This window comes from Streptomyces sp. P1-3, assembly GCF_050613155.1.
Lineage (GTDB): Bacteria > Actinomycetota > Actinomycetes > Streptomycetales > Streptomycetaceae > Streptomyces.
Genome location: NZ_CP192512.1, coordinates 2,073,349 through 2,090,241, shown reverse-complemented (window position 1 = coordinate 2,090,241; position 16,893 = coordinate 2,073,349). Strand labels below are relative to the sequence as shown.

The window sequence follows — 16,893 nt, the reverse complement described above, 5'->3', positions numbered from 1 at the left end:
CTTGCCCGAGTTGCCCGAGGTCGAAGTGGTCAGGCGCGGACTGGAGCGCTGGGTCAGCGGCCGCACGGTCGAGGCCGTCGACGTCCTGCACCCCCGCGCGACGCGCCGCCATGTCGCGGGTGCCGAGGACTTCGCCCTGCGGCTCAAGGGGCGTCGCATCGGCCCGGCCCGTCGCCGCGGCAAGTACCTGTGGCTGCCGCTCGACGGCGCGCCCGAGGCCGTCCTCGCCCACCTCGGGATGAGCGGCCAGTTGCTCGTACAGCCCGCCGACGCGCCCGACGAGAAGCACCTCCGCATCCGGCTGCGCTTCACGGAGTCTGACAGCGGCTCCGCCGCGGGTTCGACGGATACCGAGCTGCGCTTCGTCGACCAGCGCACCTTCGGCGGGCTGTCCCTGCACGGTGTGGCGCCCGGCGCGGCCGACGGGCTGCCGGACGTCATCGCCCACATCGCCCTCGACCCGCTCGACCCGGCGTTCGACGCGGAACTCTTCCACACCGCGCTGCGTCGGCGCCGTACCACCATCAAGCGGGCGCTGCTCGACCAGTCGCTGATCAGCGGCGTCGGCAACATCTACGCGGACGAGGCGCTGTGGCGGTCCCGGCTGCACTACGACCGGCCGACGGCCACCCTCACCCGGCCGCGCACCACCGAACTGCTCGGCCACATCCGCGACGTCATGAACGACGCACTGGCGGCCGGCGGCACCAGCTTCGACAGCCTCTACGTCAACGTCAACGGCGAGTCCGGCTACTTCTCCCGGTCCCTGGACGCGTACGGGCGCGAGGAGGAGCCGTGCCGCCGCTGCGGCGCTCCGATCCGCCGCAGGCCGTGGATGAACCGGTCCAGCTACTTCTGCCCGCGCTGCCAGCGCCCGCCCGTCACCCGCCGCGCCGCTGGTCGTAGCGCTCCCGCGCGTCCAGCACCCGCGGCATCTGATCCTCGACGAAGTGGATGAGGCCCAGCGGCGGCCCCGCAGCCCTCAGTCGAAGGCTGCGGGGCCGATGCGCATGGCGTCCGTCCCCGTGCGGCGTCCGTTCCTCCGCGGCGGCTGAGCCGCCGTACGGCTCAGTAACCGAACTCCTGCGTCCACCACGGGCCACCGTCGCCGTGGTGCGCGCCCACGCCCAGGGTCTTGAACTCGCAGTTGAGGATGTTCGCGCGGTGGCCGGGGCTGTTCATCCACGAATCCATGACCGCCCGCGCGTCCGCCTGGCCGCGGGCTATGTTCTCGCCGCCCAGGTTGCTGACCCCGGCCTGCTTCGCCCGGTCCCAGGGCGTGTCGCCGTCGGGGTCGGTGTGGTCGAAGAAGTTCCGCGCGTCCATGTCCTCGCTGAAGGCCCCGGCGAGCTCGGCGAGTTCCGGGTCGGCGGCCAGCGGGGAGCAGCCGGCCTGCGCCCGCTCCTGGTTGACCAGGGCCAGCACCTCCCGCTCGGACGCCGAATGCGGTCCCCCGGTGGTGGGCGTCGCGGTCCGCGTCGGGGTGGCGGGGGCGGTGGTACGGGTCGGGCTCGGGCGCCCGTCGCCGGTGCCGTCCCCGCCCTGGCCGCCGGGCTTCGCCGACCGCGAGGGCGACGGCTTCTTCGACGGGCTCGCGGACGGCTTGGCCGACGCCTTCTTCGAAGGGGAGGCGGACGGCGCCTGAGAACGGCCGTCGCCGCGGCTCGCCGGCGTCGTGCCGCGCTCCGGGGTCGGCGCCGAGGAGGAGCCCTGCGCGCCGAGCTCTTCGTCCGGGAGGTGGTCGGCGCGCACCGTCGCGCCGGAGTCCTCGCCCGAGCCGGGCGAGAATCCCGGCACCAGGCCGGAGGCCACCGCCACCGCGCCCAGCGCGACGGCGGCGGACGCGCCCAGCAGTCCGGTGCGCACCGGTACCCGGCCCTTGCGGCGCGCTCCCCGGTGGCGGGTGGCGTCCGGGGCGGTCCCGGTGGAGGAGGGGGGTGCTGCCGTGGGTACGGGGGCAGATCGTCGATGGCGACCCATCCGCTGCCTTCCTTACGTGCTCGGCGTCAACGTCGTTCACCCATATGGGTGAAGCTATTGAGCCGGGACTGTACGCCATAAGGGGTGGGGCGGATGTGTCCAGGGGGGAAATGGCCGGTTAGCTTGCACGCATGAACGAGAACGTCCGCCTCACCGTCTGGGTCCGTGGCCGCGTCCAGGGCGTGGGTTTCCGCTGGTACACGCGGGCCAACGCGCTGCGGATCGGCGGCCTCGTCGGTTTCGCGTCGAATCTGGCCGACGGCCGGGTCCAAGTGGTGGCCGAGGGGCCGCGCGACGAGTGCGAGCAGTTGCTCGACTGGCTGCGGGCCGGCGACACGCCCGGCCGCGTCGACGGCGTCACTGAGATCTGGGACACCCCGCGAGGCGGCTACGACACCTTCGAGACCCGCTGACCCGGTCCGCCCCGAACGTCCTCGGGGGCCGCTCCCGCCGGGTGTCGGCAATGGCCGGCAGGAGCGAGAATGGGCTGGTGGTTGCCAATCGCGCGACTCCATGGAAGGCTGCGGACCAAGGATGATCGCTGCGCTCCTGCGGGGACCTCGCAGAGGCGGTGCCGCCAGAGTTTGCGGCCTTTCCGCCCTAGGCCCGACAGGCGATGTGGGCTGTGATCGTGTTGACCGTCAAACTTTTTGGTGAGACGCTGGAAGCCCCGCGCACCTTCATTGTTTGGCATTGAGCACGTCGGTGATGGCAGACATCGCGGGTGCGAATCCCTCACGACCCACCATCGCTTCGGTCGGTCACTCAGTGTGGAGGACCATCCATCATGGCAAAGGCGCTTCTCGGATACGTCGGCGGCTCCGACCCCCGAGTCCTCGCCGAGATGCGACGGCTTCAGCAGCGCGTCCAGGACCTCGAATCCGAGATCATCCGGATCCAGGCCGAAAACGACGCCCTCTCGGCTGCCGCACATCGTAGCGACTCGCTGCTCGACAGCATCGACGTACCCCAGGCGGAGCCTGCGCTCGCCTGACCCCAGCCTCCGGGCCGGTCAGGACGCAATCGTCAGCCGCTTGAGAATCTGCAAGGGACGCCTTGGCGTCCCTTCGTCGTGTCCTCTGCCCCCCGTGCTCATCAGCCGCGTTCGTCGCCGTTCGTCCCGGCGCCGCTCCAGCGTCCCCTGAGTTTTCCTTAACCCTGATGTGCCCGGCGCCTTCCCCGGCGAAACCGAACACGAACGGTAGAGTCCCACGGCGTGCACCTGAAGAGCCTGACCCTGAGAGGCTTCAAGTCCTTCGCCTCGGCCACGACGCTGCGCTTCGAACCCGGCATCACCTGCGTCGTCGGTCCCAACGGGTCGGGCAAGTCCAATGTGGTGGACGCACTCTCCTGGGTCATGGGTGAGCAGGGAGCCAAGTCCCTGCGCGGCGGGAAGATGGAGGACGTCATCTTCGCCGGGACCACCGGCCGCCCCCCGCTGGGCCGTGCCGAGGTCTCCCTCACCATCGACAACTCCGACGGCGCGCTGCCCATCGAGTACGCCGAAGTCACCATCACGCGGATCATGTTCCGCAACGGCGGCAGCGAATACCAGATCAACGGCGACACCTGCCGGCTGCTGGACATCCAGGAACTGCTCTCCGACTCCGGCATCGGCCGCGAGATGCACGTCATCGTCGGCCAGGGCCAACTCGACTCCGTACTGCACGCCGATCCGATGGGCCGCCGCGCCTTCATCGAGGAGGCGGCCGGCGTCCTCAAGCACCGCAAGCGCAAGGAGAAGGCGCTGCGCAAACTGGACGCCATGCAGGCCAACCTGGCCCGCGTCCAGGACCTCACCGACGAGCTGCGCCGCCAGCTCAAACCGCTGGGCCGGCAGGCCGCAGTGGCACGGCGCGCCGCCGTCATCCAGGCCGATCTCCGGGACGTGCGGCTGCGGCTGCTCGCCGACGACCTGGTCACCCTGCGCGAGGCGCTGAGCTCCGAGATCGCCGACGAGGCGGCGCTCAAGGAGCGCAAGGAGGAGGCCGAGGGCCGGCTCAAGGCCGCGCTCCAGCGTGAGGCCGCGCTGGAGGAGCAGGTGCGCGTGCTGGCGCCGCGGCTCCAGCGCGCCCAGCAGACCTGGCACGAGCTCTCGCAGCTCGCCGAGCGGGTCCGCGGCACCGTCAGCCTCGCGGACGCGCGGGTCAAGAGCGCCACCTCCGCCCCCGCCGAGGAGCGGCGCGGCCGCGACCCGGAGGACATGGAACGCGAGGCGGCCCGGATCCGCGAGCAGGAGGCGGAGCTGGAGGCCGCGCTGGAGGCCGCGAGCCGCGCGCTGGAGGACACCATCGCCCACCGGGCCGAGCTGGAGCGCCGGTTGGCCGAGGAGGAACGCCGGCTCAAGGACGCGGCCCGGGCCATCGCCGACCGCCGTGAGGGACTCGCCCGGCTGCACGGCCAGGTGACCGCCGCGCGCGGCCGGGCCGGCTCCGCCCAGGCCGAGATCGACCGGCTGGCGACGGCCCGGGACGAGGCGCACCGCCGGGCGGCCACCGCCCAGGAGGAGTACGAGCAACTGCGCGAGGAGGTCGACGGGCTCGACGCGGACGACGTGGAGTTGGCCGAACGGCACGAGACGGCCAAGCGCGAGCTGGCCGAGGCCGAGGCCGCGCTGGGCGCGGCGCGCGAGGCCGCCACCGCCGCCGAGCGCCAACGCGCGGCCACCGCCGCCCGGCACGACGCCCTCGCCCTGGGCCTGCGCAGAAAGGACGGCACGGGCGCCCTGCTCGCCGCCGCCGACCAGCTGAGCGGACTGCTCGGCCCCGCCGCGGAACTGCTGACGGTCACCCCCGGCTACGAGGTCCCGCTGGCGGCCGCACTGGGCGCCGCGGCCGACGCGATCGCGGTCAGCGACCCGGCCACGGCCGCAGACGCGCTGCGCCTGCTGCGCAAACAGGACGCGGGCCGGGCGGCGCTGCTGCTGGGCGTGCCTGCGGCCCGCACCCCTGCTTCACCGGGCACCGCCCCGTATCCCCAGGACCCGCCAGGCTCGGGTCCCGCCCCGTACCCTCAGGGCTCCGCCCTGTCCGCGCCCGCGTCGGCCGACCCGGACGCGGGCCCGGCCGTACCCGCCGCCCGTCCCGGGGGCGCGTCGAGAGACGGTGCGCCCGTGCCCGCGGCCGCCGGTGACGCGTCGCCGCCGGACCAGGCCGCCCCGGGCCCAGCCCCGGCGATGCCGCATCCCCCCACCTCGGCAGCGCCGGGCGCGGGCAGCGGCCACGCCCCGGGCGCCGGAAACTCCGGCGGTGCGTCGACGGACGGGGCGCCCGCGCCCGCGGCGGACGGTCACGCGGCGGTTCCGGATCAGCCGGTCCCCTCGGACGGAGGGTCGGCCGAGGCTCCGCTCGTACACCCCGGCCCTTCCTCGTCGGACCCGGACGCGGGCCGGGCCGTCCCGGCCGCCCGTACCGGCGGCGCGCCGCAGGGCGGCACCGAGCAGATCCCCGCCCCCGGCGCGGCGCCCTTCGCCACCGGCGGCGGGACGCGCGAGCCGCATGCTCGCGCCGGGGTCGGCGGCGGCACGGTGCGCCCGTCCGGTCCGGACGGCACGGTGTCCGCCCCCGGTGACGAGGCCGGACGGGCGGCGGGGGAACCGGCGGCGACAGGCGCGCGGGACGCGTCCGGCCCGGCCGCCCGGTACGGCGGGCCGGTGGACGCCACCGGCTGTCCGCGCGCCGCGGACCTGGTGCGCGGGCCCGCCGAGCTGCTCCCCGCCGTGCGCCGGCTGCTGGACCGGGTGGTCGTGGTCGGCACCTTGGAGGAGGCCGAGGAACTCGTCGCCGCCCGCCCGGAGCTGATCGCCGTGACCGCCGAAGGCGATCTGCTCGGCACGCACTTCGCGCACGGCGGCTCCGCCGGGGCGCCCAGTCTGCTGGAGGTGCAGGCGTCGGTCGACGAGGCCGCGGCGGAGCTGGCGGAGCTCGCCGTACGGTGCGCGGAACTGGCCGAGACACAGCGCCTGGCGGGGGAGCGGCGTACCGCGTGCGCCGCCCTCGTCGAGGAGCTGGCCGGGCGGCGCAGCGCCGCCGACCGGGAGAAGTCGCAGGTCGCGCAGGCGCTGGGGCGGCTCGCCGGGCAGGCCCGGGCGGCCGCCGGAGAGGCCGAGCGGATGGCCGCGGCCGCCGACAAGGCCCAGGAGGCGCTGGAGCGGGCTACGGAGGAGGCCGAGGTACTGGCCGAGCGGCTGGCCGTGGCGCAGGAGGCGCCAGGCGACGAGGAGCCGGACACCTCGGTACGGGACCGGCTCGCCGCCGACGGGGCCAACGCCCGCCAGACGGAGATGGAGGCCCGGCTCCAGGTCCGTACCCACGAGGAGCGCGTCAAGGGGCTCGCGGGGCGCGCCGACTCCCTCGACCGCGCCGCGCGCGCGGAGCGCGAGGCGCGGACCCGCACCGAGCAGCGGCGCGCCCGGCTGCGGCATGAGGCGGAGGTGGCGGCCGCGGTGGCCTCCGGAGCCCGGCAGCTGCTCGCCCACGTGGAGGTGTCGCTGGTCAGGGCCGAGGCCGAGCGGGACACCGCGGAGCGGGCCAGGGCCGAGCGGGAGCAGGAGCTGATCGCCGAGCGCAACCAGGGCCGGGAGCTGAAGGACGAGCTGGACAAGCTGACGAACTCGGTGCACCGCGGTGAGGTGCTGGGCGCGGAGAAGCGGCTGCGTATCGAGCAGCTGGAGACCAAGGCGCTGGAGGAGCTGGGCGTCGAACCGGCCGGGCTGATCGCGGAGTACGGTCCCGACCAGCTCGTACCGGCGTCGCCGTCTGCCGAGGGCGAGGAGCCGCCCGACGCCGCGGGGCGGCCGCGGCCCTTCGTACGGGCCGAGCAGGAGAAGCGGCTCAAGGCCGCCGAGCGTGCCTACCAGCAGCTCGGCAAGGTCAATCCGCTGGCGCTGGAGGAGTTCGCGGCCTTGGAGGAACGGCACAAGTTCCTCACTGAGCAGCTCGAGGACCTGAAGAAGACCCGGGCCGACCTGCTCCAGGTGGTCAAGGAGGTCGACGAGCGGGTCGAGCAGGTCTTCACGGAGGCGTACCACGACACGGCGCGGGAGTTCGAGGGGGTCTTCTCCCGGCTCTTCCCCGGCGGCGAGGGCCGGCTGGTCCTGACCGACCCCGAGAACATGCTGGCCACCGGCGTGGAGGTGGAGGCACGGCCGCCGGGCAAGAAGGTCAAGCGGCTGTCGCTGCTGTCGGGCGGCGAGCGGTCGCTGACCGCCGTGGCACTGCTGGTGTCGATCTTCAAGGCCCGGCCGAGCCCGTTCTATGTGATGGACGAGGTCGAGGCGGCGCTGGACGACACCAACCTCCAGCGGCTGATCCGGATCATGGAGGAGCTCCAGGAGAGCTCGCAGCTGATCGTGATCACTCACCAGAAGCGGACCATGGAGGTCGCCGACGCGCTGTACGGCGTCTCCATGCAGGGCGACGGGGTCTCGAAGGTCATCAGCCAGCGGCTGCGCTGACCTCCCTCGCGTCACTCCCGGGGCTTACCCCTTCACCTTTTGAAGTCAAGTCGACGGGCCCTGCGGCGTAACTTCTTAGCCACATCCTATTGACTTCGAAACTTGAAGACATAGTCTCGGCAGCGTCGTTTTTACTTTCAAGGTTCGGCGACGGTGCCGGGCCAGAGGAGTACACGTTGACCACCACCGCGACGGCGCAGGCGTCCACGGGCCGCAAGGCCCCGACGGAACACCTCGGCCATGTCATCTTCATCACCGCCGCCGCCGCGATGGGCGGCTTCCTCTTCGGATACGACAGTGCCGTGATCAACGGCGCGGTCGAGGCCATCCGTGGCAAGTACGAGATCGGGTCGGCCGCCCTCGCCCAGGTCATCGCCGTCGCGCTGATCGGCTGCGCGGCCGGCGCGGCCACCGCGGGCCGGCTCGCCGACCGCATCGGCCGGATCCGAGTCATGCAGATCGCCGCCGTGCTCTTCACCGTCAGCGCGGTCGGCTCGGCGCTGCCGTTCTCGCTGTGGGACCTGGCCATGTGGCGCGTGCTCGGCGGCATCGGCATCGGCATGGCCTCCGTGATCGGCCCCGCCTACATCGCCGAGGTCGCCCCGCCCGCGTACCGCGGCCGGCTCGCCTCCTTCCAGCAGGCCGCGATCGTCATCGGCATCGCGATCTCCCAGCTGGTCAACTGGGGCATCCTCAACCTCGCCGACGGCGACCAGCGCGGTGAGATCGCCGGGATCGAGGCCTGGCAGTGGATGCTCGGCGTCATGGTCGTCCCCGCGGCGCTCTACGGACTGCTGTCCTTCGCCATCCCCGAGTCGCCCCGCTTCCTGATCTCCGTCGGCCGCACCGACAAGGCCAAGGAGGTCCTCGCCGAGGTCGAGGGCGCCGGCACCGACCTCGACGCCCGGGTGGCCGAGATCGAGCAGGCCATGGACAGCGAGCACAAGTCGACCTTCCGCGACCTGATGGGCGGCCGCTCCGGACTGCTGCCGATCGTCTGGATCGGTATCGGCCTCTCGGTCTTCCAGCAGCTCGTCGGCATCAACGTCGCCTTCTACTACTCCTCGACGCTGTGGCAGTCGGTCGGCGTCGACCCGAGCGGCTCGTTCTTCTACTCCTTCACCACGTCGATCATCAACATCCTCGGCACCATCATCGCGATGATCTTCGTCGACAGGGTCGGCCGCAAGCCGCTCGCGCTGATCGGCTCGGTGGGCATGGCGGTCTCGCTGGGCCTGCTGGCCTGGGCCTTCTCGGCAGACCTCGTCGGCGGCAAGCTCCCGCACACCCAGGGCGTCCTGGCCCTGATCGCGGCCCACGCCTTCGTGCTCTTCTTCGCCCTCTCGTGGGGTGTGGTGGTCTGGGTCCTGCTCGGCGAGATGTTCCCCAACCGCATCCGCGCCGCCGCGCTGGGCGTCGCCGCCTCCGCGCAGTGGATCGCCAACTGGGCCATCACCGCCAGCTTCCCGAGCCTGTCGGACTGGAACCTGTCGGCCACGTACGTCATGTACACCGCCTTCGCCGCGCTCTCGGTCCCGTTCATCCTCAAGTGGGTGCCGGAGACCAAGGGCAAGGCGTTGGAGGAGATGGGCTAACCCCCCGCCAGCTTCATCTCCTCATACGAAACCGCCCCGGCTCACACGGAGAGCCGGGGCGGTTTCGCGTACGCGGGGGATTCCTACGCGGGGGATTCGCGTACGCGGGGGACCGGGGCCCCTTGAGGGCTCCGATCTCCCGCCGCGTGGGGCAGCCGCCCCGTTCCCGGAGACTTGGGGGCGGAGCCTCCTAGGGACACCTCCGAGGGCACAGACTCGGACGTCCCCCGCACCCTGGCCAGGGTGCGGGGACGTCCGAGTCAGCGGGGCAGGGCGCGCACGCGCGCACTGCGCGTCAGGCGGGGGAGACCGGCTCCCGGTCGGCGGCGGAACCCGCAGACCCCTGGCGCGCGTTCTCGCGCGGCTGCGGCAGCGCCGCGAAGACCGCCGCGGCGATCACGATCGTCACCGCCCAGCCCAGGCCGTTGCGCCCCAGCCAGGTGTCGGCCAGCGGACCGGCGAACCATTCGACCTTCGTGAAGCACAGCCCGGTGGCCAGTGCCACCAGCCACGCGGTCATCGCCTGCCAGCAGAAGCCGCCCACGTACCAGTAGCGGCCGCCGCGCCCGGTGTCGGTCAGGGCGTCCGCGTCGTACTTCACCGCGCGTCCGCGCCGCCGCGCCATGTCAATCAGGAAGACGCCGATCCAGGCCGAGAAGGAGACCGCGAGCAGCGTGAGGAAGGTGATGAAGGAGGACAGGAAGCTCTCGGCGACGAGCATCAGGATCAGTCCGCCGACGAGGCTGATGATCGCGTTGATGCTGACCGCCATCGCGCGCGGCAGCTTCACGCCCATCGTCTGGGCGGTGAAACCGGCCGAGTACATCGACAGGCTGTTGATCAGCAGCATGCCGACCAGCGCGGTGATCAGGTACGGCACGGCCAGCCAGGTCGGCAGGACGTCGCCGAGGAAGGAGACCGGGTCCGGCGCCGACGCCAGGTCCGGGGTGACCGCGGCCATCACCGCGCCCATCAGCACCATCGGGACCACCACGACCGCCGCGCCCGAGACCGTCGTACCGACGATGGCGCGGCTGCTGGTGCGGCCGGGCAGGTAGCGGGTGAAGTCCGGGCCCGACGGGATCCAGCTGATGCCGCCCGCCGCGATCGTGCCGATGCCCGCGATCAGCATCGACGTGCTGCCGGACGGGCGGGAGAAGACCTTGTCCCAGTCGACGTTGGCGATCAGGTAGCCGAGCACCAGCACGCTGAACGCGCCGAACAGATACGTCGACCACTTGTTGCACACGGCGAGCACCTTGCGGCCCATGCCGCTGACCAGGAAGGTGCAGGCGACGAAGGCAAAGAGGGTGACGACGATCAGCGGCGTGCTGCTCTGGATGCCGAAGAGCAGATCCAGCACGGTCAGCATGGCGTACGCGCCGGTGACCGCGTTGATCGTCTCCCAGCCGAACCGGGCGATCCACAGGATCATGCCGGGGAAGTAGTTGCCGCGGACGCCGAAGGTCGCGCGCGACAGCATCAGACCGGGCGCGCCACCCCACTTTCCGGCCAACGACACCACGCCGACCATGCCGTACGAGACGGCGGAGGCGCAGACGCCGACCAGCAGGATCTGCCACAGGCTCAGCCCGTTGAACACCACGAGGCCGGCACCCATGGTGAGCAGCAGCACACTGATGTTGGCGGCGACCCAGGTGGGGAAGAGCTCGCGGGCTCTGCCGTGTCGCTCGTGCTCCGGAACCGGCTCGATGCCTCTGGTCTCGATGGCGCCTTCGTCGGAGGGAGAGGCGGTTGCGGTGGCGTCCGCGGAGGCGGGAGCGGTGGCGTGATCCATGAAGGCAGGCTCCGTGCGTGGGCATGCTGGGGCGCAAGGCCGGGGTACAGGGGAACGCGAGGGACTCTACGCGCGTCGCATGGTGGCACACCATCGTACTTTGCTCCAACTTTGGCCCATTGGAGGCTTTGGTCCTGGGTACCAAAGGTGGGATCGAAGGCGGGATCGCCTTTCCGGACGAGTGGCTGATACTGAGAGGGTTATGGAATTCGTCATCCTTGCCGCAGTCATCGCTGTGGTCGCGCTCGCCGCGATCAGCGGGCTCGTGGTCAGCAGCCGCAAGAAGAAGCAGCTGCCCACGGCCCCGCCGAGCAGCCCGTCCGTCACCGCGCCGCCCGCCGAGCCGCACGTCGGCGAGGAGGCCGAAACCCCGCGTGAGGAGCCACGCCGGACCATCGAGGAGGTGGACCTCCCGGCGACCGAGGCACCGGAGGCTCCGCCCGTAGCCGTCGTCGAAGAGCCCGAGGCGCCGGCGATCGAGGTGCCCGAGCCGACGGCCGGCCGGCTGGTCCGGCTCCGCGCCCGGCTCTCCCGCTCCCAGAACTCCCTCGGCAAGGGCCTCCTCACGCTGCTGTCCCGTGAGCACCTGGACGAGGAGACCTGGGAGGAGATCGAGGACACCCTGCTCACCGCCGACGTCGGCGTCGCGCCGACCCAGGAGCTGGTCGAGCGGTTGCGCGAGCGGGTCAAGGTGCTGGGCACCCGTACTCCCGAGGACCTGCGCGGCCTGCTGCGCGAGGAGCTGCTCCACCTCATCGGCACCGACGCCGACCGCCTGGTCCACACCGAGCCCGGCGTGGGGACGAACGGCGAGGAGAAGCCGGGCGTCGTCATGGTCGTCGGGGTCAACGGCACCGGTAAGACCACCACTACGGGCAAGCTCGCCCGGGTGCTGGTCGCCGACGGCAAGTCCGTCGTCCTGGGCGCGGCCGACACCTTCCGGGCCGCCGCCACCGACCAGCTCCAGACCTGGGGCGAGCGGGTCGGCGCCCGCACCGTCCGGGGCCCCGAGAACGGTGACCCCGCCTCCGTCGCGTTCGACGCGGTGAAGGAGGGCATCGCGGAGGGCGCGGATGTCGTCCTCATCGACACCGCCGGCCGGCTGCACACCAAGACCGGCCTGATGGACGAGCTGGGCAAGGTCAAGCGCGTCGTGGAGAAGCACGGCGCGGTCGACGAGGTGCTGCTGGTCCTCGACGCCACGACCGGCCAGAACGGCCTGGTGCAGGCGAGGGTGTTCGCCGAGGTGGTCGACATCACCGGCATCGTCCTCACCAAGCTCGACGGCACGGCCAAGGGCGGCATCGTGGTCGCGGTCCAGCGTGATCTGGGCGTACCGGTGAAGCTGGTCGGCCTGGGGGAGGGCGCGGACGACCTCGCGCCGTTCGAGCCGGAGGCGTTCGTCGACGCCCTCATCGGCAACGGAAACGGAAGCTGATTCTCCTGGGGCTCCGCCCCAGACCTCCGGTCCTCAGGCGCCGGAGTCCCCAATCGCCGGACAGGCTCTCAGCCTGTCCGGCGATTGAGGTATGGCGTGGCTCAGCCGCAGAATCCCCGGCAGACATACGCCAACGTGCCCAGCAGCAGCCGGGCCTGCGGCGGCCGCCCCGCCGTGTCCAGCGTCGGCGGGCGCAGCCAGCGCACCGGCCCCAGGCCGCCCAGGTCGGACGGCGGGGCCGTGAGATGGTCGCCGGGGCCCAGGCAGCGCAGGTCCAGATCGGCGTCGTCCCAGCCCATGCGGTACAGCAGCTGGGGCAGCTCGGCGGCGGCTCCGGGGGCGACGAAGAACTGCGCCCGCCCCCGCGGGGTCACGGTCACCGGGCCCAGCGGCAGGCCCATGCGCTCCAGCCGTAGCAGGGCCCGCCGTCCCGCCCGCTCGGCCACCTCCAGTACGTCGAAGAAGCGGCCCACCGGCAGCAGCACGGCCGCGCCGGGGACCTCGGCCCAGGCGGCGACGGCATCGTCGAGCGTGGCCCCGGCGGGGACCGGCGAAGCGAAGGCCAGCGGATGCGCTCCCGGTGCGGAACACCGCACGTCACCACATGAGCATTCGTTTCTGCCCGAGCCCAGGCCGCGCGCGGCCCGGGCTCCCGGCATCACGTCCCAGCCCCACAGCCCGGTGTACTCCGCCACCGTCGTGCAGTCGGACGGACGGCCGCGGCGCCGCGGGCCGGACCGCTTGTCCCGGATGCCGCCGATCGTGAAGCCCATGCCCCCTCCAACGGGTCCCGCTTGCCGATGGTTACGACCTGGAGTGCCACGCTCACGAGGTGTCGTCATCGTGTCGCCCTCGAATGGCGGCGGCGCGTTGCGGCGTAGCGGGTGGTGAAGTGCGGCCCGTGCGCCCCCGTACGCGCCGCCGCAACCGGTTCCTGATCGCCCAGCGCCCAGTGAATCGCGGGAAGCGGGACAGTAGTTCCTCCGCAGGGGTGGCGAATGGTGGCGTTTAAGGGAAGCCCCTCACGGTGGCCGTGATCGTAAGATTACTTTCGGTGCACGAACCTGGGGTGTCATCCTCCGTCTACGGGTATGCCGGAGGCACGGCCTTGAGGCCCAGGGGGTCGTCCGGTGGCGCGAAGCGGCTCTCCGGAACGACAAGTGGCCGAGCCACAGGCATTCTGATGGCGATTCAGATCGAGATACGCGGGAATGGGGGCCTTCCAGTGGGCGGCAACGGCGGAAGTGCTGACAAGCGCCCCAATGAGCAATTGGGTTCGTGGTTCGTGCGCAGCGGCTGGTCCAAGGGCGAGCTGGCGCGCCAGGTCAACCGCCGAGCCCGGCAATTGGGTGCCCACCACGTCAGCACCGACACCTCCCGGGTGCGTCGCTGGCTGGACGGCGAGCAGCCGCGCGAGCCCATTCCGCGCATCCTCTCCGAGCTGTTCTCGGAGCGCTTCGGATGCGTCGTCGGCGTCGAGGACCTCGGTCTGCGCCCCGCCCACCCCTCGCCCTCCACGTCCGGCGTGGACCTGCCCTGGGCCGGTCCCCAGACGGTCTCGCTGCTGAGCGAGTTCTCCCGCAGCGACCTGATGCTCGCCCGGCGCGGCTTCCTCGGCACCTCGCTCGCGCTCGCCGCGGGCCCCGCCCTGGTCGAGCCGATGCAGCGCTGGCTGGCCCCCGCGCCCACCGGCCAGGTGCCGCTGCCCCAGCAGGCCGATGGCGAGCGTTTACGCCGCGGGTCCCGGCTCTCCAAGCCGGAACTGGAGCTGCTGGAGGCCACCGCCGTGATGTTCCGGCAGTGGGACGCCCAGTGCGGCGGCGGGCTCCGCCGCAAGGCGGTTGTCGGCCAGCTTCACGAAGTCACCGACCTGCTCCAGGAGGCACAGGGCGGCCCCGCCGCCAAGCGGCTGTTCACCGTCGCCGCCGAGCTCGCCGAGCTCGCCGGGTGGATGAGCTACGACATCGGCATGCAGCCCACCGCCCAGAAGTACTTCGTGCTCGCCCTGCACGCCGCGAAGGAGGCCGGCGACCGCCCCCTGGGCTCGTACATCCTCTCCAGCATGAGCCGCCAGATGATCCACCTGGGGCGGCCGGACGACGCGCTGGAGCTGATCCACCTCGCCCAGTACGGCAGCCGGGAGAGCTCCACCGCCCGTACGCAGGCGATGCTGCATGCGATGGAGGCGCGCGCCTACGCCAACATGGGCCAGCCCAACAAGTGCCACCGAGCGGTGCGGATGGCCGAGGACGCCTTCGGCGACTGCGACGCGCACGACGGGGATCCGGACTGGATCCGGTTCTTCTCCGAGGCCGAGCTGAACGCCGAGAACGCCCACTCCTTCCGCGACCTGGCCTACGTGGCCGGGCGCAGCCCCACGTACGCCAACCTCGCCACCCCGTACATGGAGCGGGCCGTCGAGCTGTTCCGCGTAGAGTCCCAGCACCAGGACGGCCACCACCGATCGTATGCGCTCAACCTGATCGGCATGGCCACCGTCCACCTGCTCCACAAGGAGCCGGAAGCGTGCGCGGCCGTCGCCCACGAGGCGCTGCCGCTGGCCAAGCGGGTCCGCTCCGAGCGGGTCAACAACCGGTTGCGCAAGACCGTGGACACCGCCGTACGGGACTACGGCGACGTGCCCGCCGTCGCCCACCTCGGCGAGGCGCTCGCCGAGCAGATGCCCGACTGCGTCCCGGAAGCCGTCTGACCGTCGCCCCGGCCCGGCCGAACCGCCCGCGCCCCGGGCCTCGGCCGGGGTGTCCGGCACGATACGGGACGCGTCCGCGCGTACCCCGGCGGTTCATCCGCGCGTAACACGGCACCGTCCTTCGTCACTGCGGTGAAACACCGAGGGGCGTCGACTGAAACCGCCCTGCGCCAGTCTCATGGCGAAAACCGGCCCACACCCCCCGCACCCCCTTCCCGCACGGGCCGAAGGTTTCGAGGAGACGTCGACATTGAATGGCGCAGATACCGCTTTCGTACTGATCAGTGCCGCGCTCGTGATGCTCATGACACCGGGCCTGGCCTTCTTCTACGGCGGCATGGTGCGGGTCAAGAGCGCCCTCAACATGCTCATGATGTCCTTCATCTCGCTCGGCATCGTCAGCGTGCTGTGGGTGCTGTACGGCTACTCGCTCACGTTCGGTGACGACATCGGCGGCGGACTGCTGGGCAACTTCGACCACATCGGCTTCAAGGGCATCGACGCCGAGACCCTGACCGGGGGCAAGGAAGGCATCCCCGTCCTGGCCTTCGCGCTCTTCCAGCTGATGTTCGCGATCATCACCCCGGCGCTGATGAGCGGCGCCCTGGCGGACCGGGTGAAGTTCAGCGCCTGGGCCCTGTTCATCACCCTGTGGGTCAGCCTCGTCTACTTCCCCGTCGCGCACTGGGTGTGGCAGGCCGACGGCTGGCTGTTCAAGCTCGAGGTCATCGACTTCGCGGGCGGTACGGCGGTCCACATCAACGCCGGTATCGGCGCCCTCGCCGCGGTCCTGGTCGTCGGCAAGCGGATCGGCTTCAAGAAGGACCCCATGCGCCCGCACAGCCTGCCGCTGGTGATGCTCGGCGCCGGGCTGCTGTGGTTCGGCTGGTTCGGCTTCAACGCCGGCTCCGCTCTCGCCGCCAACGGCGTCGCCGCCAACATGGCCTTCAACACCCAGGTGGCCACCGGCGCCGCGATGCTCGGCTGGCTCGCCTACGAGCGCATCCGGCACGGCGCGTTCACCACCCTGGGCGCCGCCTCCGGCGCCGTCGCCGGGCTCGTCGCCATCACCCCCGCCGGTGCCGCCGTGAACGCCTTTGGCGCCATCGCCATCGGCCTGGTCGCGGGCGTCGCCTGCTCCTGGGCCGTCAGCCTCAAGTACAAGCTGGGCTACGACGACTCCCTCGACGTCGTCGGCGTCCACCTCGTCGGCGGCGTCATCGGCACCCTCCTCGTCGGCCTCCTCGCCGTCGACGGTGTCGGCGGCCTGGACCAGCTCGGCAAGCAGGCCGTCGGCGCCTTCTCGGTGATGGCCTTCTCCTTCGTCGTCTCCTGGATCCTGGCCAAGCTCGTCGACGCCACCATCGGCTTCCGGGCCGACGAGGACGACGAGATCAGCGGTATCGACCAGGCGTTCCACGCGGAAACCGCCTACGACTTCAGCGCGGTGGGCGGCGCGCCGACCGGACGCAGTACCGTGCCCGCCCACAGCCAGGACCAGATCGCCGCGGCCGCGCCGCGGAGCAAGAAGGTGGACGCATGAAGCTCATCACCGCGGTCGTGAAGCCGCACCGGCTCGACGAGATCAAGGAAGCGCTGCAGGCGTTCGGGGTGCAGGGCCTGACCGTCAGCGAGGCCAGCGGCTACGGGCGGCAGCGCGGCCACACCGAGGTCTACCGGGGCGCGGAGTACACCGTCGACCTCGTGCCCAAGGTCCGCATCGAGGTGCTGGTCGAGGACGAGGACGCCGACGACCTGGTCGAGGTCGTGGTCAAGGCGGCCCGCACCGGCAAGATCGGCGACGGCAAGGTGTGGACCGTACCCGTGGACACGGCGGTCAGGGTCCGGACCGGAGAGCGCGGCCCCGACGCCCTCTGAGGCCGCAGGACGCGCACCGACACCGAACGACACAGGGAG

Annotated in this window: 12 protein-coding genes; 9 read left to right on the top strand and 3 right to left on the bottom strand. The window is 71.9% G+C overall.

Features of this window, described 5'->3' with window-relative positions; all coding sequences use genetic code 11:
• The first annotated feature begins 1 nt into the window (after window position 1).
• Entirely contained in the window at window positions 2-958 is a 957-nt protein-coding gene (mutM, locus tag ACQUSR_RS08545; protein WP_431041954.1) for a bifunctional DNA-formamidopyrimidine glycosylase/DNA-(apurinic or apyrimidinic site) lyase, read from the top strand.
• A 110-nt stretch (window positions 959-1,068) separates the two neighbouring features.
• On the opposite strand, the gene ACQUSR_RS08540 is transcribed toward mutM, so the two are convergent.
• Window positions 1,069-1,980 carry a CAP domain-containing protein gene (locus ACQUSR_RS08540; protein WP_431041953.1) on the bottom strand — a complete coding sequence of 304 codons (912 nt, stop codon included), beginning with the start codon at window positions 1,978-1,980 and terminating at the stop codon, window positions 1,069-1,071.
• 131 nt (window positions 1,981-2,111) lie between these two features.
• Here ACQUSR_RS08540 and ACQUSR_RS08535 point away from each other — a divergent pair, with 131 nt between their 5' ends.
• From ACQUSR_RS08535 to ACQUSR_RS08520, 4 genes are all read left to right on the top strand, one after another.
• Window positions 2,112-2,393, top strand: coding sequence for an acylphosphatase (locus ACQUSR_RS08535; RefSeq protein ID WP_431041952.1), 282 nt, complete (start codon window positions 2,112-2,114; stop codon window positions 2,391-2,393).
• Window positions 2,394-2,767: 374 nt separating this feature from the next.
• Window positions 2,768-2,974: a hypothetical protein gene (locus tag ACQUSR_RS08530; protein WP_431041951.1), complete on the top strand. Its 207-nt coding sequence runs from the start codon at window positions 2,768-2,770 to the stop codon at window positions 2,972-2,974.
• Between the two features lie 222 nt (window positions 2,975-3,196).
• Window positions 3,197-7,435 carry an AAA family ATPase gene (locus tag ACQUSR_RS08525; protein ID WP_431041950.1) on the top strand — a complete coding sequence of 1,413 codons (4,239 nt, stop codon included), beginning with the start codon at window positions 3,197-3,199 and terminating at the stop codon, window positions 7,433-7,435.
• A gap of 176 nt (window positions 7,436-7,611) precedes the next feature.
• Window positions 7,612-9,030 carry a sugar porter family MFS transporter gene (locus ACQUSR_RS08520; RefSeq protein WP_431041949.1) on the top strand — a complete coding sequence of 473 codons (1,419 nt, stop codon included), beginning with the start codon at window positions 7,612-7,614 and terminating at the stop codon, window positions 9,028-9,030.
• A gap of 295 nt (window positions 9,031-9,325) precedes the next feature.
• Here the strand turns inward: ACQUSR_RS08520 and ACQUSR_RS08515 are convergent, their stop codons facing one another.
• Entirely contained in the window at window positions 9,326-10,828 is a 1,503-nt protein-coding gene (locus ACQUSR_RS08515) for a purine-cytosine permease family protein (protein ID WP_431041948.1), read from the bottom strand.
• A 202-nt stretch (window positions 10,829-11,030) separates the two neighbouring features.
• On the opposite strand from ACQUSR_RS08515, the gene ftsY reads away from it, so the two are divergent.
• Window positions 11,031-12,266, top strand: a complete 1,236-nt coding sequence (gene ftsY / locus ACQUSR_RS08510; protein ID WP_431041947.1) for a signal recognition particle-docking protein FtsY — start codon at window positions 11,031-11,033, stop codon at window positions 12,264-12,266.
• A 101-nt stretch (window positions 12,267-12,367) separates the two neighbouring features.
• Here the strand turns inward: ftsY and ACQUSR_RS08505 are convergent, their stop codons facing one another.
• Entirely contained in the window at window positions 12,368-13,039 is a 672-nt protein-coding gene (locus ACQUSR_RS08505; RefSeq protein WP_431041946.1) for a bifunctional DNA primase/polymerase, read from the bottom strand.
• 410 nt (window positions 13,040-13,449) lie between these two features.
• On the opposite strand from ACQUSR_RS08505, the gene nsdA reads away from it, so the two are divergent.
• The 3 genes from nsdA (at window position 13,450) to ACQUSR_RS08490 (ending at window position 16,854) form a co-directional block, all read left to right on the top strand.
• Window positions 13,450-14,976, top strand: coding sequence for a transcriptional repressor NsdA (nsdA, locus tag ACQUSR_RS08500; protein ID WP_431041945.1), 1,527 nt, complete (start codon window positions 13,450-13,452; stop codon window positions 14,974-14,976).
• Window positions 14,977-15,226: 250 nt separating this feature from the next.
• Window positions 15,227-16,519 (top strand): ammonium transporter, encoded by a 1,293-nt coding sequence (locus ACQUSR_RS08495; protein WP_431041944.1) that lies wholly within the window; start codon window positions 15,227-15,229, stop codon window positions 16,517-16,519.
• A complete protein-coding gene (locus ACQUSR_RS08490) occupies window positions 16,516-16,854 on the top strand; it encodes a P-II family nitrogen regulator (protein WP_431041943.1) in 339 nt (112 codons plus the stop codon). Before ACQUSR_RS08495 ends, ACQUSR_RS08490 begins: the two co-directional genes overlap by 4 nt.
• Window positions 16,855-16,893: the final 39 nt, after the last annotated feature.